This window comes from Enterococcus mundtii (assembly GCF_003957375.1).
Taxonomy (GTDB): Bacteria; Bacillota; Bacilli; order Lactobacillales; family Enterococcaceae; genus Enterococcus_B; species Enterococcus_B spodopteracolus.
The window spans coordinates 446,257-465,000 of record NZ_CP025473.1 but is presented as its reverse complement, the minus strand read 5'-3'; the positions used below and the strand labels follow the sequence as shown (position 1 = coordinate 465,000).

General features: G+C 36.7%; 12 protein-coding genes, 1 rRNA gene and 1 pseudogene (1 of these 14 only partly in view). 5 read left to right on the top strand and 9 right to left on the bottom strand.

Annotation, left to right across the window (positions count from 1 at the left end; translation table 11 throughout):
• The 5 genes from CYK55_RS02525 to CYK55_RS02505 all read right to left on the bottom strand — a co-directional run.
• Positions 1 to 1,030: ribosomal RNA gene (locus CYK55_RS02525) — 16S ribosomal RNA — on the bottom strand; it reaches 531 nt to the left of the window's first position.
• 792 nt (positions 1,031 to 1,822) lie between these two features.
• Positions 1,823 to 2,179, bottom strand: coding sequence for an ArsC/Spx/MgsR family protein (locus CYK55_RS02520; protein ID WP_034690067.1), 357 nt, complete (start codon positions 2,177 to 2,179; stop codon positions 1,823 to 1,825).
• Positions 2,180 to 2,196: 17 nt separating this feature from the next.
• Entirely contained in the window at positions 2,197 to 2,604 is a 408-nt protein-coding gene (gene spx / locus CYK55_RS02515) for a transcriptional regulator Spx (protein WP_019724106.1), read from the bottom strand.
• Positions 2,605 to 2,852: 248 nt separating this feature from the next.
• Entirely contained in the window at positions 2,853 to 5,057 is a 2,205-nt protein-coding gene (locus CYK55_RS02510) for an ATP-dependent helicase (RefSeq protein ID WP_034690064.1), read from the bottom strand.
• Between the two features lie 301 nt (positions 5,058 to 5,358).
• Positions 5,359 to 5,574 carry a hypothetical protein gene (locus CYK55_RS02505; protein WP_010736344.1) on the bottom strand — a complete coding sequence of 72 codons (216 nt, stop codon included), beginning with the start codon at positions 5,572 to 5,574 and terminating at the stop codon, positions 5,359 to 5,361.
• Positions 5,575 to 6,149: 575 nt separating this feature from the next.
• On the opposite strand from CYK55_RS02505, the pseudogene CYK55_RS02500 reads away from it, so the two are divergent.
• From CYK55_RS02500 to CYK55_RS02490, 3 genes and pseudogenes are all read left to right on the top strand, one after another.
• Positions 6,150 to 6,751: pseudogene (locus CYK55_RS02500) on the top strand (accessory gene regulator B family protein).
• 140 nt (positions 6,752 to 6,891) lie between these two features.
• A complete protein-coding gene (locus CYK55_RS02495; protein ID WP_034690062.1) occupies positions 6,892 to 8,175 on the top strand; it encodes a sensor histidine kinase in 1,284 nt (427 codons plus the stop codon).
• Positions 8,176 to 8,179: 4 nt separating this feature from the next.
• Complete coding sequence (locus CYK55_RS02490; protein WP_010736348.1) at positions 8,180 to 8,908, top strand: LytR/AlgR family response regulator transcription factor; 729 nt, start codon at positions 8,180 to 8,182, stop codon at positions 8,906 to 8,908.
• A gap of 105 nt (positions 8,909 to 9,013) precedes the next feature.
• On the opposite strand, the gene CYK55_RS02485 is transcribed toward CYK55_RS02490, so the two are convergent.
• Positions 9,014 to 10,597: a zinc ABC transporter substrate-binding protein AdcA gene (locus CYK55_RS02485; protein ID WP_034690060.1), complete on the bottom strand. Its 1,584-nt coding sequence runs from the start codon at positions 10,595 to 10,597 to the stop codon at positions 9,014 to 9,016.
• Between the two features lie 516 nt (positions 10,598 to 11,113).
• Here CYK55_RS02485 and CYK55_RS02480 point away from each other — a divergent pair.
• Positions 11,114 to 12,295, top strand: coding sequence for an AI-2E family transporter (locus tag CYK55_RS02480; RefSeq protein ID WP_034690058.1), 1,182 nt, complete (start codon positions 11,114 to 11,116; stop codon positions 12,293 to 12,295).
• Positions 12,296 to 12,458: 163 nt separating this feature from the next.
• Here CYK55_RS02480 and treC read toward each other — a convergent pair whose 3' ends face one another.
• A complete protein-coding gene (gene treC, locus CYK55_RS02475) occupies positions 12,459 to 14,090 on the bottom strand; it encodes an alpha,alpha-phosphotrehalase (protein WP_126133885.1) in 1,632 nt (543 codons plus the stop codon).
• 355 nt (positions 14,091 to 14,445) lie between these two features.
• Here treC and CYK55_RS02470 point away from each other — a divergent pair, with 355 nt between their 5' ends.
• Positions 14,446 to 15,540, top strand: coding sequence for an AI-2E family transporter (locus CYK55_RS02470; RefSeq protein ID WP_034690054.1), 1,095 nt, complete (start codon positions 14,446 to 14,448; stop codon positions 15,538 to 15,540).
• A gap of 165 nt (positions 15,541 to 15,705) precedes the next feature.
• On the opposite strand, the gene CYK55_RS02465 is transcribed toward CYK55_RS02470, so the two are convergent.
• Entirely contained in the window at positions 15,706 to 16,008 is a 303-nt protein-coding gene (locus CYK55_RS02465; RefSeq protein ID WP_034690053.1) for an antibiotic biosynthesis monooxygenase family protein, read from the bottom strand.
• Between the two features lie 17 nt (positions 16,009 to 16,025).
• Positions 16,026 to 18,737: an ABC transporter permease gene (locus CYK55_RS02460; RefSeq protein ID WP_126133884.1), complete on the bottom strand. Its 2,712-nt coding sequence runs from the start codon at positions 18,735 to 18,737 to the stop codon at positions 16,026 to 16,028.
• Between the last annotated feature and the right edge of the window lie 7 nt (positions 18,738 to 18,744).

Here is an 18,744-nt window from a genome sequence, read left to right as displayed (position 1 = left end):
AGAGTGGTCAAAGGATGTCAAGACCTGGTAAGGTTCTTCGCGTTGCTTCGAATTAAACCACATGCTCCACCGCTTGTGCGGGCCCCCGTCAATTCCTTTGAGTTTCAACCTTGCGGTCGTACTCCCCAGGCGGAGTGCTTAATGCGTTAGCTGCAGCACTGAAGGGCGGAAACCCTCCAACACTTAGCACTCATCGTTTACGGCGTGGACTACCAGGGTATCTAATCCTGTTTGCTCCCCACGCTTTCGAGCCTCAGCGTCAGTTACAGACCAGAGAGCCGCCTTCGCCACTGGTGTTCCTCCATATATCTACGCATTTCACCGCTACACATGGAATTCCACTCTCCTCTTCTGCACTCAAGTCTCCCAGTTTCCAATGACCCTCCCCGGTTGAGCCGGGGGCTTTCACATCAGACTTAAGAAACCGCCTGCGCTCGCTTTACGCCCAATAAATCCGGACAACGCTTGCCACCTACGTATTACCGCGGCTGCTGGCACGTAGTTAGCCGTGGCTTTCTGGTTAGATACCGTCAAGGGGTGAACAGTTACTCTCACCCTTGTTCTTCTCTAACAACAGAGTTTTACGATCCGAAAACCTTCTTCACTCACGCGGCGTTGCTCGGTCAGACTTTCGTCCATTGCCGAAGATTCCCTACTGCTGCCTCCCGTAGGAGTTTGGGCCGTGTCTCAGTCCCAATGTGGCCGATCACCCTCTCAGGTCGGCTATGCATCGTGGCCTTGGTGAGCCGTTACCTCACCAACTAGCTAATGCACCGCGGGTCCATCCATCAGCGGCACCGTAAAGCGCCTTTCAAAACGAAACCATGCGGTTTCGATTGTTATACGGTATTAGCACCTGTTTCCAAGTGTTATCCCCTTCTGATGGGCAGGTTACCCACGTGTTACTCACCCGTTCGCCACTCCTCTTTTCCCGGTGGAGCAAGCTCCGGTGGGAAAAGAAGCGTTCGACTTGCATGTATTAGGCACGCCGCCAGCGTTCGTCCTGAGCCAGGATCAAACTCTCATAATAAAAGTTAGAACAATCTTGCGATTGTTAAGCTCAATTTGTTTGCTAGCATATTGCTTGCTTGTTAAAAATGTTTGTTGTCTTGAATTGAATCAAGACGCCCTACACATTTGGTTTGTCTTACTTTGTTCAGTTTTCAAAGGTCTACGTGATAAATGAAACACAACTGCCTCAACTTATCATTTGTGATTGCCGTAGCAACTTTTATATCTTAGCAAACTCTCGGATGATTGTCAACTATTTTTTAAAAGTTTTTTGAACTCGTTTTTCACGAGGTCGTTTTAGCAACTCACTCATCATAACTCATTGTTTGTTATTTGTCAACAACTTTTTTTACCTCTTCTTTTGCAGAGACAACATTCCTTGATGAATTCCTCAAACAACAAAAGTTATATTAACATGTGTTTTTCTATTCGTCAAGCACTATTTAAAGTTTTATTTACACGATTAAAATCAGTAATAAACAAAAAACAACAAAAAAAAATATACCATTTATTCTATTTAGTTGTCAATCACTATTTCTGATAAATCGATCTGGTATACTTTCAATTCTGATCCTCTTTATAGTAGAAATACGAAAAAGTCGAAATGTTTTATTTTAGAATATACGATTTACCTCTTACACTTTTTGCTAGTTATCACTAGTTTCTTTACGAAAAATAGGCAACGCGCCTTTGGTAATAAGCCAAAAAAACAGAGAACAGGTAAGTGAGATTTTGATTCTTTGGCTTGTTACTAAGGAAAAATCGATGATTCCAATTGCCTTTTTCAGTATGTAACACAATTGGATACAGTCTATTCATGTAAAATCAATTGCTCCATCAATCGTTGATCGTAGCCAACAAACAGCGCATCATCGATGATGATCAAGGGACGTCTAAAAAGATGACGTTGCGTAGTGCACAAAAATAGAAGTTGATCTTCCTGTTTTTTTGGAAGTCCAGCTTTAATTTTTTTGAATTCAAATGACCATGTAGTAAATAATTGTTCAATATCTGCATTTTCAAAACTACATAACTCCTTGACTTCTTTATTACTTAAAGCTCTACTTTCTAGATCAACAAATTGATAAGATAAGTTCTTTTTCTCTAACCATTGGATGGCTTTAACCGTTATGGTGCAATTCGTTGAACTATAGATTTTGATATTCACAACGTCTCCTCCTATTCTTACGAATACAAGACACTATGTTTCATATAAATCAAGTTTCTTGCGACACCTCGTATTTCTCTAGGAATAAATGCTCGTATTTCATCTTCATTGAATCCAATCAATACTCTTTTTTCATCAAGTAGAATCGGACGTCTAAGTAAAGATGGATATTCTTTGAACAAGCGAATCATTTCTTTTAGAGATAAATCATTAAAATCGATTCCTAATTTCTCATAAACTTTTGAACGAGTAGAAATAATATCTTCGACTCCACCTTCTGTTGCGGCCAATATTTGTCGTATCTCATTTTCTGATAGAGGTTCTGCAAAGATATTCTTTTCTTCAAAATCAAGATGATTCGTTTGTAACCATGCTTTGGCCTTTCTGCAAGATGTACAGCTAGGCGAAGTGTATAGTTTTATCATTTTCTCACTCCTTTTTAATTGTAATCCCATTCTAAACGTAATCTCAAAATAATGCCAGTCATACGCTATCCTCAAAATAAATAAAATTTGATTAATCACATATAATCGTTATTTAAAATACCATTTAAAGGTTATATACCGTTTATAAATAAAGATTATTAAAAAACGACATAAATAATAAAAGTTATATATTTATTTGGATAAAAAAGCAAAGCGAATGTATTTTTACTCGCTTTGCTTTTCGTAATTTATTTGATTTTTTTAACTTTACAACCTGTTTCTTTAATAAAACGGGAAGGTTGTAATTTTCTTTTCCCTTTAAACTCAGGTACACATAAATAAAGACGATTCCTTGCTCTAGTCATTGCGACATAAAAAAGACGCCTCTCTTCCTCAATCGTCGTTAATGGTTCGATTTTCAACTCACTTTTCAGTCTTTTGTCTTTTGCTACCGCACCATTGTAAGGAATCATCCCTTCATTACAACCGATTAAAAAAACGTTACGATAACTTAAACCTTTACTTTTGTGAATACTCTGGATACATAATGCATCTAGTTTCCCCTTACGATAAGCAATCAACCTTGTTTTTAGTTCTGCTGCAATTCCTTGGATCTCAAGATACAATTTTTTCAATTGTGGGATCGTTGGATATTGTCCGACAGTCTGCAGCAGCCATTCTTTGTCACCTTGCTCGATTTCTTTATTCGGTCTTGGCAACCGACAATAGGCCTCAATCAGTGAAACACATGACCGCTTCGTTGGTTGAGCAAATGTTTCTAGCACGCTGACAAATGTCTTTAGTTCTTTTTCTCTAGTTTCTAAATTAGGACGCCGTTTTAAAATATAAGCGACAATATCTTGGTCACTGTTTTTATTAGAGAAAAATTGGTCACATTCATTTGTTTTCAGATAACAATTAATCATCAACTGTCGTAATAACTGTTGGTGTGCTTGCACTTTTATCGGTGTTGCCGCATCATACCAACCGATAAATTTTTGATAAAATTGATAAAAAAGCTTAATTCCGTAGATCCCCGCATATTGGGTATCTGCTTCTAGTACAAATGGAATATCTGTTTGGATCAAACGTTGCACTAATGCTTGTGTTTGTGATAATGAACGATATAAAATAATAGATTCTTTGTATTTTCCTTTGTCTTCTATAAAGGCATATACTTGCTGAATCAACCAGTCACTTTCCTCTTGTACCGTTTTAAATGATAATGCCTGTAATACGCCTGGTTCCTTTTGTGCTGGTACCATCGCTTTAGGTATGCGATCCTCTTTATTGTACGTGATCAATCGATTCGCTCCTTGAACGATCGACGCTCGCGAACGATAATTGGTCAATAGAAAGAGTGTTTTTGTTGGATATTCTTTCTCAAACTGTTTAATATAATCAGGTTCTGATCCTCTAAAGCCATAGATACTTTGATCATCATCTCCAACGATGATCAACTTGATCGGCGAGTCTTTCGTAATCAACTGAACGATTGCCCATTGCAAAGGATTCGTGTCTTGAAACTCGTCGATAAACAAGTAATCGTATTTTTGACCTACATATCTTCTGACATCTACATGAGAAAGAGCATTTTTTAAATTTTGCAGAACATCATTGAATTCAAAAAGTCGTTGCTTTTGTTTTTCTTCATATAGTTCAGTCATTAATTGATCCATACGCTCAGAGATGGGGTGACGTGGGTCTTTTTCAATGGAATCAAATCTCTTTTTGATCAATTGGATGATCTCCTGTCGGGAGAGATTCATGTTTTGCCAATAATCCAATCGGTTAGCGATCGTTTTCTCACCATACTGATCGAAAGAATATAGTTGATATTTTTTTATTAGTTTCTGTAGTAAAATATTTACTTTATATGGTGTGTCTTTAGAAAACTCACCTTGAATCCCTTCGGCAGAAAGATCCGGAAACTGCCGTTTGATATCACTGTAGAGACGATAAAAAATACTATGAAAAGTTCCGATCGTCACATTCGTTTTTCTTTGACTAAAATTATCCACCCGTTTTTTCAATTCATTGGCAGCATTTCTAGTAAAGGTAATCATTAAGATCCTTTGCTCTTCTACTTGTTCTTCATTCATCAGATATACAGCTTTCGCACATATTGTTTGTGTTTTTCCACTTCCTGCACCTGCGATGATTCGTAAGTGTTTGCTCATATCATAAGTGATTGCTGCTTTTTGTTCATTATTGAATCGATTATAAGAACGCTTCTCAATATGTTCAAAAAATGATTCATTTGGCTGTTCTTCCTCATGGTGTTCTTCTACCAACCCTGGTGCTTCCCCATATGCAGCTTCATAACTAGCAATTATTTCTTCTTGCATTCGAAAAATTTGTTGGAGCTTTTTATATTTTCTATCCCAATGGCTGATTTCTCTTTGCAATCGAAGAATTTCTTTCTCATTTTCTTGATTGATCATCTTCCCCATCTTTCTTTTATTTATTTTCTACTCCATTTATTTTCTTTATACTACCAGACCTTTACAAAAAATAAAATGGGGCTTCATCCTTTTACGATCGTTGTCTTAGGAAGAAACAAAAGAATCTCTACTATAAACTGATGTATTTGATAAGTACCTAAAACTAATGAGAACCACAAAAAAGCAAAACTAACTTTTCCTTTACCTTTAAAAGTAAAAATAGGCAGTCAAATCCAAAAATGATTTCCATCATTCAAGATTTGGCTGCCTATTTATCAAAATACTAATTTTTATTCATGAACAGTTACTATTAGTAGCTGTACTCTTTCACTGCACTTGACTTACGAACGACTAATTGCCAGTGTAAATTGTGTGCAGTTTCATTGTCTTCATCTGCGCAATTGAGCACACGAACCATCAAACTGTTCTCATAGATTTTTTCAATTTCTGCTTCAATTGGAGAACAAAATAAATCTGATACAAATGCGTACGTTTTACCGACTTCAAATAGATTTTCATTTTCCATGCTATTTCCTCCATTATGTTGTGCATATGGCACAACTTCTTTTGATAAAAATTTCGAATCTGTTACCTCTATTGACAAACTCACCTTCTTAAAGGCTTGCATTTTAACATAGAAATTACCTCGTTGCTGATATCAGAAGGCAACAACAAAAGGGGAAGGGGAGTTGCTGCCTTCTATTAAGAAGTTGTTAAAACAAAATATAAGAACGTGTCACTTACATTTATCTTCGCAACCTCTACTAATTTTTAACATAAATTTTTAAACATAACACAGAAATATCATAAAAAGTTCTTTTGACATCAAAACTGTTAATTAATCTCACTCTTTTTGGTATAATCCTACGTTTAGTTGAAAATTTAAAGATGATTTGATAGTTTTATAGGAAATTTTTTAATTATTTAGAGATAAACATGTCTTTTATTTTTTACATAAGAAAAAGCATTTCATTCTTATATAACAAATATGTTACAAAATCCACTTAGTTAACGATTTTGATGTCAAAACATCCTTTTATGAATCGAAAAACTTTTTTTGTGTCTTTTCGCTTATTATAGTATTCGGAGGTACGTATAGAGATGAAAAATAAAGTGGTAAATCGAATATTGGCAATATTATTCAACGGAAAACAAGATGAAGAAGATATGACTTACATCCAAGTGAAGTTTGCTCTGGAAGTTTTGCTGAACAACCTTGGAAAACTTGCTGTCGTTTTTGTATTTTCTTTATTGACAGGCACGTGGGCAGAAACAGGAATGACTTTCCTTTCATATATCTGTATTCGCAGATATGCTTACGGTCTCCATTCCGATTCTGAATTTGTTTGCTTACTTTGGACTTTGCTTTATTTGTGGGGGTTCCCTTAGTAATGAAACATTATCAATTGACTTTCTCTTTCCCTATGATGGTCCTTTTGTTAATTGTTTGTTTTTTCCTTTTGCTTCGCTATGGATCAAGAGGCACAGCCCTTAACCCGATTGCACCAGAGAAACGCCCACCTCTACTAAAAAAAGCAATTTTCATGTATCTTTTATTTGCAGTACTCACATTATTTTTCTCTGCTTCTTACTTTTCTACCTATTTACTACTTGGGATTATTTTAGAAATAGCTACGTTGCTTCCAGTTACAAATTACATGATGAATATTGGAGGAATTTTTTATGAAAAAAACAATCGTTAAACAATTAACTAACCTTTCTGATTTCTTTGTATCTGGCTGCTGCTTCGGTATGAGCTCAGAATTTAAAATACCTGAAAAATTAAAAAAATAATATTATAAATATGCTATAATTTGGGAAAACGCAATGGGAGCTGTGCTTTATGTTTTTGTGGTCCATAGCCTTGCAATATCTGATTTACACAAGTTCTATCTTAATCATCAATTCCCAAATTAAAAATAAATACCTATTTTCTACGTTTAGTCTCTTGGCAGCAGTCCTGTTGGGAATACTTTACCCGATTTTAGGTATTTTTTCTGCACTTGTCGCAATTGCCATGTTGAGTCTACTTTTCTTTTTCTTTTCATCCTCGCGCCAACATATGATCTACGCATTACCTTTGGGATTATTAGCTTCCATTTTAGGTGATCATTTGACGAGCGTCGCGGATTTTTTAGTATTGGAATCTGCTGTTATTGAACCTGGAGATGCATTACAATATTTCCATATAACTGTATCAGCGATTTTATCTTTATTATTTGCGTATGGATTCAAAAAGTTTTTAGATAATTGGTCCGCTAGTGTTGACCGTCGAATGATTGGTACAATCGGTTCATTGGTTTTACTCACCTACTATATCATTATTTTTTATACACGGTTTTCTGGTGAAACGCCAAAAGTACTAGCATTAAATACGAGCTTTTTTATCCTTTATCTGTGTGTCGGACTAATTATCTTGATTTACTATTGGAAAATATCCAATAAAAAGATGGCAGATCAATTATTGGAACAACGTATCCAATTACAGCAAGATTACATTAGAGATCTAGAAAAAAATTATCAAGAGCTTAGAGAGTTTAAACACGATTATCAAAATCTGTTGTTTTCTTTGAATAGTTATATTTCTGAAGGCGATCTTGAGGGCTTACAAAAATATTACAACCAAACGATTTTACCTACACGTGAAATGATGAATCTCTTCCCAGCAAATCTTAGCTTACTAGACAAAATGAAGGTACCTGAAATAAGAAGTCTATTCTCTTTAAAATTAATGATGGCACAAGAAAAAGGTATCTCTGTCCAATTGACCGTTCCAGATGAAATCGTCATTGGTAAAAAATATACGATCAATTTGGTAAGAATGCTTGGTATTATTCTTGACAATGCAATCGAAGGTGCAACAGTAACTAAAAAGAAAAAAATCGAAGTACTGATCATCAAGAAAAAACAGTCGTTGATGATACGTGTCATCAACACCACTACGAATACGTTTCCATTGAGTAAGTTAAAACAAAAAGGCTTCTCGACGAAAACAAATCCCAAAAATGAAGGATTAGGTTTATTTATTCTTGATGAGTTAACAAAAACGAATCCTTATCTTTTTCTTGAAACATCGATTGAGAATCAGCGATTTTCACAAACAATCCATATACAATTAAAGGAGTAATTTTATGATTCCCATTTACATTTGTGAAGACGATCCGAAACAACTGGAAGTCATCTCTACAGTAATCAAGAATCGGATCATGATTGAAAATTTGGATAGTTATGTCCATATTGCAACTTCTGATCCTATTGAACTCCTCAATGCAGCAAGGATACGTACGTCTTCTTTTGGTATTTATTTTTTGGATATCGAACTGAAAGACAGTGAATTAGATGGCATTGCCATTGGAAAACGAGTACGTGACTTGGACTCGCTTGGAAAAATCATTTATGTTACTTCACACACCGATCTTTCCATGACGATTTTGAAAAGCAACATTGAGCCGACTGATTATATCATCAAAGAAGATATTTTTGATCTTAAAGAAAATGTTGAACGTATCTTAAGTAAAATATTCGAAGATTTCCAAACTGCGCCATTACAAAAGGATATTTTTAGAATTGAATTCAATGATGAAATCAAATTTTTACCTATTCGAGATATCCAATACTTTTCTACTGCTCAAGGTACTCCTCATAAACTTGAGGTCCATTTGACACATGCCCAGATGCAGTTTTATGAGAAGATAAAAGATATCGAAAAGAAAAGTCAACACTTTATCCGCTGTCACAAATCTTATGTTATCAATACCCAAAATGTCCAAACAATCAATAAGAAAACACGAGAAGTGACTCTATCTAATGGGGAAGTGATCCCTGTTTCGATTCGTGGGCTAAAGAAGTTGATTTCTTGAAAGACAATAAAATAAATAAATTCTTTTTAATAAAGAAAAGAAACGAAGAATGAATGAAAAAGTCGTAAATCCTCTTTTCCATTCATTCTTCGTTTTTAGTATCGTTTAATGCGCGATCATTTCTTGCGCGATTTCTTTTCCAGTCATTTCTTCAGGATAGAAAGTTGGCCAATTATCCATTTCTTCTAGTAAAGCTTCTTGGCTATCATTTCCTAAATAGATATGGAAATGGTCCGATTTGGTAGGCGCAATCGAGTGGTCACTGAATTGTATATACTTAAACGCACCAGAATCAGGATCTTCTGCTTCAAACAAGAAACGGACACCGCGATTACCTGCTGAATAGTTCAAGATTTCTTTACCCGCATAACGGTATTTCGATTCTTTCACTTCGCCATCCTTGAAAGTAAAGATCATCGTATCATCTTTGATCTCAATTTTTTCGACATCTGTTTTGTAGCCTATTTCATAGTATTCACGATATTCTTCAACTGTCATATCTGGGTTTGTTTTGGCTTTATATTCAAATACTTGATCAAACGTTCCATCTGCCATATACGTATCGACAGTTTGCCAGATACCATTCCAATCTGACAATGGACGGTCTTGGACCTCTGAATCTTCAAAATAACCATTGTAGATTGTTTTTTCTTTCTCCGGCTTCAACGTATCTTCCAATGGATTCTCAATGTCCGTTGTTTTTTGGAGCGCTTTTAAGTTTGCTTCCATGATTGAAATATACGTTTCACCGTTATCCATTTGCTCTTTTGTCAGTCCTTCTAAAGGATTCAATACTGCTAACGATACGCCTGCTTCAGTAGCTAACGTACGAGCGATACTGTCCTTGGCATTCTCTTCAAAATAGATATATTCAATCCCATGGTCTTCAACAAATTCTTTTAACTCGGCAATTCTTGCAGCAGATGGTTCTTCACTTGAAGAAAGACCGGCAATTGGTACTTGATTAAGACCATATTCTAGAGCTAAATAATTGAACGCAGCGTGTTGGGTTACAAATGATTTTTGTTTTGCTTGACCTAATGTTTCTTTAAAAGTGTTGTGTAACGCTTCTAATTCTTCTAAATAAGAGGCAGCATTTTCAGTGAATGCTTCTTCTTTTTCAGGATATGCCTCAATCAATTGGTCACGAATCGTTTCTACTTGCTTCATCGCTAGATTAGGAGCTAACCAAACATGTGGATCTAATTCATGAGAATGACCGTGGTCTCCGTGAGCGTGATCATGGTCATCCGCATGATCATCGTGATCGTGGTCTTCGTCGTCATGATCGTGGTGATGGCAATGACCATCCCCAGGCAATAACAACATTCCTTCTGTTGCTTTGATTGGAAGTACCTCGCCCTCTTTTAAAGTATGTTCAATTGCTGGAACCCAAGTTTCCATATTTTCATCATTATAAACAAAAACATCAGCATTTTGGATTTTTGCCATATCTCTTGCAGAAGGTTCGTAGTCATGTGAATCTGTTCCAGCTGGAATCAATAATTCAACATTTCCCTCTTCACCAACTACTTGCTTCGTAAATTCGTACATTGGATAAAATGTTGTCATTACATTTAAGCTTTCATCATTTTGTCCATTTGTATTTGTTGTAGTACCTCCTGTGCCACAACTTGCAAGGATCCCTGTCAACAGTAATCCTCCTACCACCTTGATCCAACGTTTCATTTTATTCGCTCCTTCTCATCTTCTTTCTCTATTTGATTACGATTAATAAGTATAAATCGTAATAGTTACGTTTTAGCAACAGGAATTAATTTAGCATAGAATCAAAGTAACCGTCAAGTATTATTACTAAATTTATTTTATTATCGAAATTCGATTGATTTTTCAACTGTATTATTTTCTTTTTATACCCGTTTCAGATTATAATAACTTGAAGTAGGACAAGGTTATGAGAAAAGCATTTTGACCTGAACAGTAAGCTGGGAAATCAGAAAATAGCTTTCCATATTTTTTGATTTTTCAGCTTACTGTTGAAGGTCAGCTTTTCGAACACCGTTTATTAGGTTGTGAGAAAGATGTTCAGCTCTAAGTAGTAAGACAGAATTTGAGAAAATAGCTTCTCATATTTTTCACAGTTGGCTGACTATTAAAAAGGCTTCATTGGATCTCAACAGTTGCTTCGTAAGAATAGCCCAACCCCTAAAAAAACTGCTTATTTCAAGAGAAAGGAGAACTATCGTGGAAAACAAACCGAAAGAATCTTCCCGACTGATTCGTTTTTTAGGAGGGAAAACTTCGTATTACGTTCTAGGATTACTTGTGATGATCGCATTGGTCATTTACTTTTTCCAAAAGATTGCTTTTATATTCAAACCCCTGGTTGTCATTTTCATCACGACTTTACCACCAGTCCTTTTTGCTTTGGTCTTATATTATTTATTAGAACCTTTGATCAAACGTCTCAGCAAGAAACTCTCACGTAATCTGTCAGTCATTTTAGTTTTTGTTATTATTTTATTGCTGATTGGCTTAGGAGGTGTCTGGCTGTTTCCATTTTTAGAACAGCAAGCAACCACATTGATTCAACAACTACCTGACCTATTCCAAGATTTCCAACAAACGTTGAAGGACTTTTTAGCACAGACACCATTTTCTGATTCGTTCAATCAATTCTTTGCATCGATTGATGATTTCACCGATAACTTTACTTCATTCATCGGTAACTATTGGCAGAGCGGTGCCGAAAGTCTAGGAAATCTATTCTCAGCGGTCACAACGACCTTTATCACTTTATTTACTGGTCCGATCATTGCCTTTTTCCTTTTAAAAGATCCGCACAATTTTTATCAAGCGGTCTTAGGTATCGTTCCCCCAAAATTTCGCACAGATTTTCGGACATTGACTAAAATTGCGAACCAACAATTAGGTGCTTTCTTAAAAGGACAAATCATCGCTTCTTTCATTTTAGGTGCCGTTTATTGGGTAACTTTCTTATTGATTGGCTTAGAATTTGCAAGTATTCTGGCTATTGCAGCTGGTTTATTATGTATTATTCCTTATATCGGTCCATTCATCGCTTTCTTTCCTGGACTATTCATTGCTTTTCAAGATTCGACGTTCATGGCTGTAAAATTTGTGATTGTCTGGTTCGTTGTCCAGTTGCTTCACGGAGATCTTGTGGTCCCTCGTGTGATGGGTGATCGGTTACAGATCCACCCCATCACGATTTTGATTGTCTTATTAGTCATGGGAGATCTTCTAGGAATCATGGGCGTCATTTTTGGTATCCCGATCTATACATTGATCAAACTACTTGTTGTTTTTCTCTTTAGAAAATTCAAACAGCGTTACAATAAGTTTTATGGGGATCAAGGGGTTTATCAAAAAGCTGATTTTTCAGAGAAGGATTACTTTAAGTAACAAAAAAGGAAAGGCGTGAGACATGAGTCCACTCCTATCTTCAAAAAAACTATACGGTATTCATCGAGCAACATTTCAGAGATAAGTAAATCCCATAAATAAGCAGCAAAAGCTATTCATGCTTTTGCTGCTTATTTTTAAAACTATTTGTTTGTCACAGTCTCTACTTTTCTTGCACTAATAGTGCGACTGCTTGATAAGGCTGTAACGTCATTTCTTTTTCAACTGTCGTTGGGTAGTTACTGATCAATACTTCCGCACCTACAAATTCTTCCGGTAATTCCACCGAAGTTTCTTTCGCGTAAAAATTGGTCAGAACTAATAATTTTTGATCATCGGTTTGTCTAATATAGCCATAAACTTGTGGATGCTCAGGTGCATAGGCTTTGTAATCACCATTAGCAATCACTGGATATGTTTTTCTAAGTTGGATCAGTCTTTGGTAATAGGCAAAAATCGACTGTTCTTGCTTTTGCTCATTGGCTACATTGATTGTTTCGTGCTTCGATGCTAAAGGTAACCAAGGTGTTCCTGACGTGAAGCCAGCCTGTGGTTCATCCGTCCACTGCATCGGTGTGCGTGAATTATCTCGTGACTTTGCTTTAATTCGTCGAAAGGCTTCTTCTGGCGTGAATCCTTGTTCTTGTAACAGGTTATATGCGTTTAAGCTTTCAATGTCCCGATAGTCAGAAATCGAATCGAAGTCAGGATCGATCATGCCGATTTCTTCTCCCATATAGATATACGGAGTACCTCGATTTAAATGGATCATCGTGGCCAACATTTCTGCCCCTTGTTTATGATACTGTTCGACGTCGACAAAACGATTTAAAGCACGTGGCTGATCATGGTTATTCAAAAATAGTGCATTCCAGCCATTTCCTGCGCTCATTTCTTCTCCCCAAGTATGGAACAAACGCTTTAATTCTTCAAAATCAAATGGCGGAGTTGTCCATTTATTGCCATTCTCATAATCGACTTTTAAATGGTGGAAATTAAATACCATGGACAATTCATTTCGTTCAGGTGACGTATATAAAAGACAGTTTTCGATAGTCGTTGAACTCATTTCCCCTACCGTTATGATTTCAGGGTCTTGGCCAAATGTTTCTTTATTCAAGCGTTGTAAATACGTATGAGTAATTGGTTTATCTGTGTACTCGGCTTTCCCTTCATTTTCCGCGTTGTTTTTCAGTTCCTCGTCTTTTCCGATCACGTTGATTACATCAAAACGGAACCCTTTGACACCTTTAGCCATCCAAAAACGAACAACTTTGAATAATTCTTGTTGTACTGCTTCATTACGCCAATTCAAATCGGCTTGCGTTTTATCATACAAATGCAAATAGTATTTCCCTGTTTCGCCGAATGGCGCCCAAGCGTTCCCACCGAATTTTGATACCCAATCTGTTGGTTCATCTCTTAAAATAAAGAAATCTTGATAGTACTTGTCTCCAGCTAATGCTTTTTGAAACCATTCATGTTCAATAGAGACATGATTCAATACCATATCTAGCATGATGTCGATCTGATATTTTTTTGCTTCAGCAACTAGCTCTTCAAAGTCAGCCATCGTACCGAATAATGGATCGATTGCTTGATAATCAGAGATATCATACCCATTGTCTTTTTGCGGGCTTGGATAAAAGGGGTTCAACCAAATCATATCAATGCCCAATTCATTTAAATAAGGCAATTTTTCTTTGACTCCTGGTAAATCACCAATCCCATCACCATTCGTGTCACGATATGACTTGGGATAAATCTGATAAATCACTTTTTCTGTAAACGCCATAAGCCTGTACCTCCAGCTGATTTTTAACTTATATATACAAGTTTATAACCCAATTATATATGAAACGTAAGCGTTTGTAAATCAATCACGCTAGGAAATATGTGCCATCATTTTTCAAGCAAATATTTTACGTTAAATCGATCATTCACGTCGCGCTCAATTCATTTAACTATTTATTTTTTGACAAATTTCTTTTTCAAGAAAATAAATTCTTTTAGTTATGTTATATTTAAGTATAGGGTCGTGATATAAATCAGCTTGTAGCATCTAAAATCGATTGAACAGTCTTCAAGTAACATGCTTTTTTCATACATCCCCTAAACGATAAAAAGCCAAAAAGCGGAGGATCTCTACTATGACTTTTTTAAAACGTTCCAAATTATTTGCAACACTTGTTTTACTTAGCTTGACAGGAATCACTATTTTTATTTTTTCTAAGATCACTTTTATTTTCAGGCCACTCGAAGCGATCATGGCAAGTATCTTCTTGCCAATCTTGATTTCAGTTTTCGTTTTTTATATTTTTCTTCCAATATACAATCAACTCCTCAAATATATAAAATCAAGAACGCTTGCGGTCACACTAATGATGCTACTGATTTTGTTAACTGTGTATTTGACCGTACAAGTGGTTTTACCGATCATCATTTTGGAAATCAGTAGATTTATCGGTCAGGTTCCTCAAATTCTTTATGTTTTGGCAGAGAATCTAGATGGTTCCTTATTAGAAGAACGCTTGCTCCCATTTATTGATACACTGGAATTGAACCAATTGACACGTTTTGTTTTACAATTTGTTTCAGGTGCCACTTCAAGTTTAGTCAATGTATTCGAAATCGTTTCGCGCTCTGCGATCATTCTCTTTACGATTCCGCTCTTATTGATTTATATGTTCAAAGATGGCGACAGGATTCCAGCTATATTGACACGCTACACGCCTAAGAAATTCCATCAGTTAGTCAGAGATTGGTGCCATGATTTCCATTTAGCAGCTTCGACCTATATTAGTGGCAAGCTTTTAGTCTGTACGTATGTAGGTGTGGGGAGTTATCTTGTTTTTAAAGTATTAGGCTTGCCAAATGCGTTATTACTTGCCTTGATTTGTGGATTGATGGATATCATTCCTTATTTTGGTCCGTTTATTGGTGCTGCACCGGCTTTACTGTACGCATTAAGTCAAGACGTTAAAACAGCCTTACTCTTAGTGGCTTTCATCACCTTGATTCAATTTGGGGAATCTTACCTGGTATCTCCTCTAGTGATGAATAAGATGATTCATATCCATCCAATTGCGACTGTTTTTCTTTTACTTGTCGCTGGGAACTTGTTTGGCTTATTAGGAATGATCCTCGTATTGCCAACGTATACGATCATTCGGGAGATGATCCGTAGCTTTATTCGCTTTAAGAACACTACTGATACATCTAATTCAACTTATCCAACTGAATAGTCCTAGGAATAAACGGGGGATAAACGGGGAAATTTACCGTTTATCCTTTTTTTGCTTTACACTAAGGCTCTCTTTAGCTATTCTCCTCTATCCTTTCAACAAAAAAACCGTTTATTGCTATCTTGTTTTTCAAGAATAAGCAATAAACGGATCATAAATATCGATTTATCTTTCTGTTGGTTCATCAATGAAACGTTGGACCTTCATCTTCAGATGATATTTTTTTCGTAATTCAGCAATCTCCATCATCATCTCTGATTTGTGGTGATGATCGATTGCTTCTTGATCTGTCCAGCGATCCACCAATAAGATCGATTCAGCATCTTCTAAAGGAATAAAATACTCATAACGCTCATTCCCTTCTTGCACACGAATGCGTTCGACGATCCCTCGCTCTGTCATTTCTTGGGCAAATGCCTTTGCATTGCCTTCTTTACCGCTATATAGGATATTCACAGTAATACTCATCTTATTCCTCCCACTCGTTATTCATTTGATTTCAATGCATCGATCATATCAATATGCTTCAATTTGAAATGAGTGACGATCATCACGATCACCGTGAATAGAATCGTCAAAGCAGCGGATAGTGTATAAGCAACCCAGGTAATAACTAACGGAAAAATCACTGATTCCATTGAAGCTTGGCGTAAAATAAAGTCGGTCAGCACATAACCGATCCCAAATCCTCCAAAAATCCCTAATAAAGTAAAGATGATATTTTCTCGAACGATGTACATCGTGACTTCTTTATCAAAAAAGCCTAATACTTTGATCGTAGAAAGCTCTCGTACTCGTTCAGAGATATTGATATTCGTTAAATTGTATAAAACGATAAACGCCAATAAACCAGATAGAACGACGAAAATGATGACCACTGCATCTAAATTTGAAAGAGATTCTTCTTGGTTCTTGATCTGTGTCGAAATAAATGAGGTATTAGTGACCGCCCCCGTTTTCAGTAATTCTTCTGAGAGCGTATCCTCTTCTTCTTTCGACATCTTTTCTGTTTTGAGTAAATACGCATTTGTCGTCATTTGCTGTCCAGAAATCTCTTCATAATACGTTGGACTCATATAGACAAAATTACCCAAATAATTTTGCAAAATGACTGCCACCGTTCCATTTAATTTTTGTTGATCGTCATCATACATTTCCACCGTATCACCGACAGATAAATCGAATAATTCGGCCGCTTTGCGTGTAATCGCAAGCCCATGATCTGGTAGTTCTACCGATTGATCGTCAGTTGTTTTCAAATGGATGAACGTTTCTAATGCTTGTTCATTTTCTGGTACCATCAATGTCAAACTTTGTGATGCTTGGCCTTTTTTACGTAGTTCAATCGTTTGCGAATCAACCGCTAAACGATCAGTGATCTTCGCTTGATCATCCATTGCGTCATTGATTTCTTTTTGACTCGTTTCATCAGTTTGATTGGTCGTTACGATCGCTTGATAATCAATGATTGGTCCAAACTGTTTGGCAGAAACCGAGCTAAGCGAATCCTTTAGCCCAACTCCTGCAACCATCAATCCTGCACAACCGGCAATTCCGATGATTGCCATGAACATCCGTGATTTATAACGGAAAAGATTACGATAACTGATTTTTTGGTTGAAGCTTAAACGTGACCAAAGAGGAGTAATGTATTCTAAAAGAATTCTTTTCCCTGGTTTCGGTGCTTTAGGCTGTAACAAAGCAGCTGGTCGTTCGCGTAGATCTTTGAATAGAACTAACATCGCTGCACCAAAAGCAGCAATGAAGAACGCAATAGCTGCTTGGATGATTGGTGGCCAATCATAGAAAATCACCGCACTGCCAATATCATAACGTTCGTTTGAAAGCTCGAAAATGATCCGAGGCAAAAGATTGGTTCCTAATATCGTTCCTAAAATAATTCCGATACCTGAAGCGAGACAAGCATAAATGGCATATTTTTTGGCAATCTCCAATTTACTGTATCCTAAGGCTTTCAATGTACCGATTTCTCGTCTATTTTCTTCTACCATCCGTGTCATCGTGGTAAAAGTGATCAACGCTGCAATAAAGAAGAAAAAGACTGGAAAGACATTTGCGATGGCTGCGATGCGTTCAGCTAGATCGCCAAATTCCTGAAAGCCGACATTTTCCGATCGCTCTTGGAAAAGATAAGTTGGCTTGGCTAATTCATTGATTTTTTCTTCATTCTCCGCAATAGACGCTTCGGCCTCTGTTAGCTCCGCTTCTTTTGTTGTCAATTGTGCTTCTTGTTCTGATAATTGACTTTCTTGTTCCGCTAAAGCACTCAATGCCGGCGTTCGCTGCGGTTCAGGTAACTGATCCAAGACTTGACGTTGTTGATCAATCTGCGTTCTTGCTGCTTCTAATTGACTTTTCGCATCTACCACTTGTGATTTCCCGGCTGCGATTTCTTGTTTTGCAGGTGCTAAAGCATCCTTGCCCTCTTGCTTCAACTGTTCTAAACGTTGCTGCGGTCGCTCTTCAAACAACACTTCCAGCTTTTCGATGTTTTTTTCCATCTCTTCTTGGTATTCTTCACTGTACGTATTTAAATCGTCGACATTTGCAAAGTCAAGATATAAAACGGATTGGATATCTGTTTTAAAATTATCTTTGGGGACATAGGCAAAGTAATCAATACTCCCATTCCCTACATTTGCAAAACCTCGTTCTAAATTATTGATGAATAACGGCGAGCGTACAAAACCTGTAATCTTGTACGCCGTCTCTTTCAAGTCATCTGATTCAATCGTGTAGGTGTCACCGATGCTGTATCCTTGATTTTTTGCCTTCTCATCTAGTACAAGTTCATCATCCGATTGTGGCAAGTAACCATCGATCACCGTCAACTGATTTTGTTTCATATCTGGAGCATAAGAGAATACTTGGACAACTTCATTTTTATTGGCATTCGCGTAATATAGTTGTTTGCCCGTTTCAACGGTTACATGTGAGAGTTTCTCTGCTTCTGCAACATCTTCTTTCGTCAATCCTGCTGTCGAAACGATCTGTAGATCAGAGAGTTTACCTGCCCTGACATATTCATCCATCGTTTTTTGCATCACAGGACCGGCTGTCTTGACGCCTACATATAAGAGCGTGCCGAGTAAAATGATCAATATAATCGCGATAAAGCGTCCTTTTGATTGGCGTATTTCACGAAATCCTGCTTTGAGGTAAGTTCTATTTTTCATGGCAAAC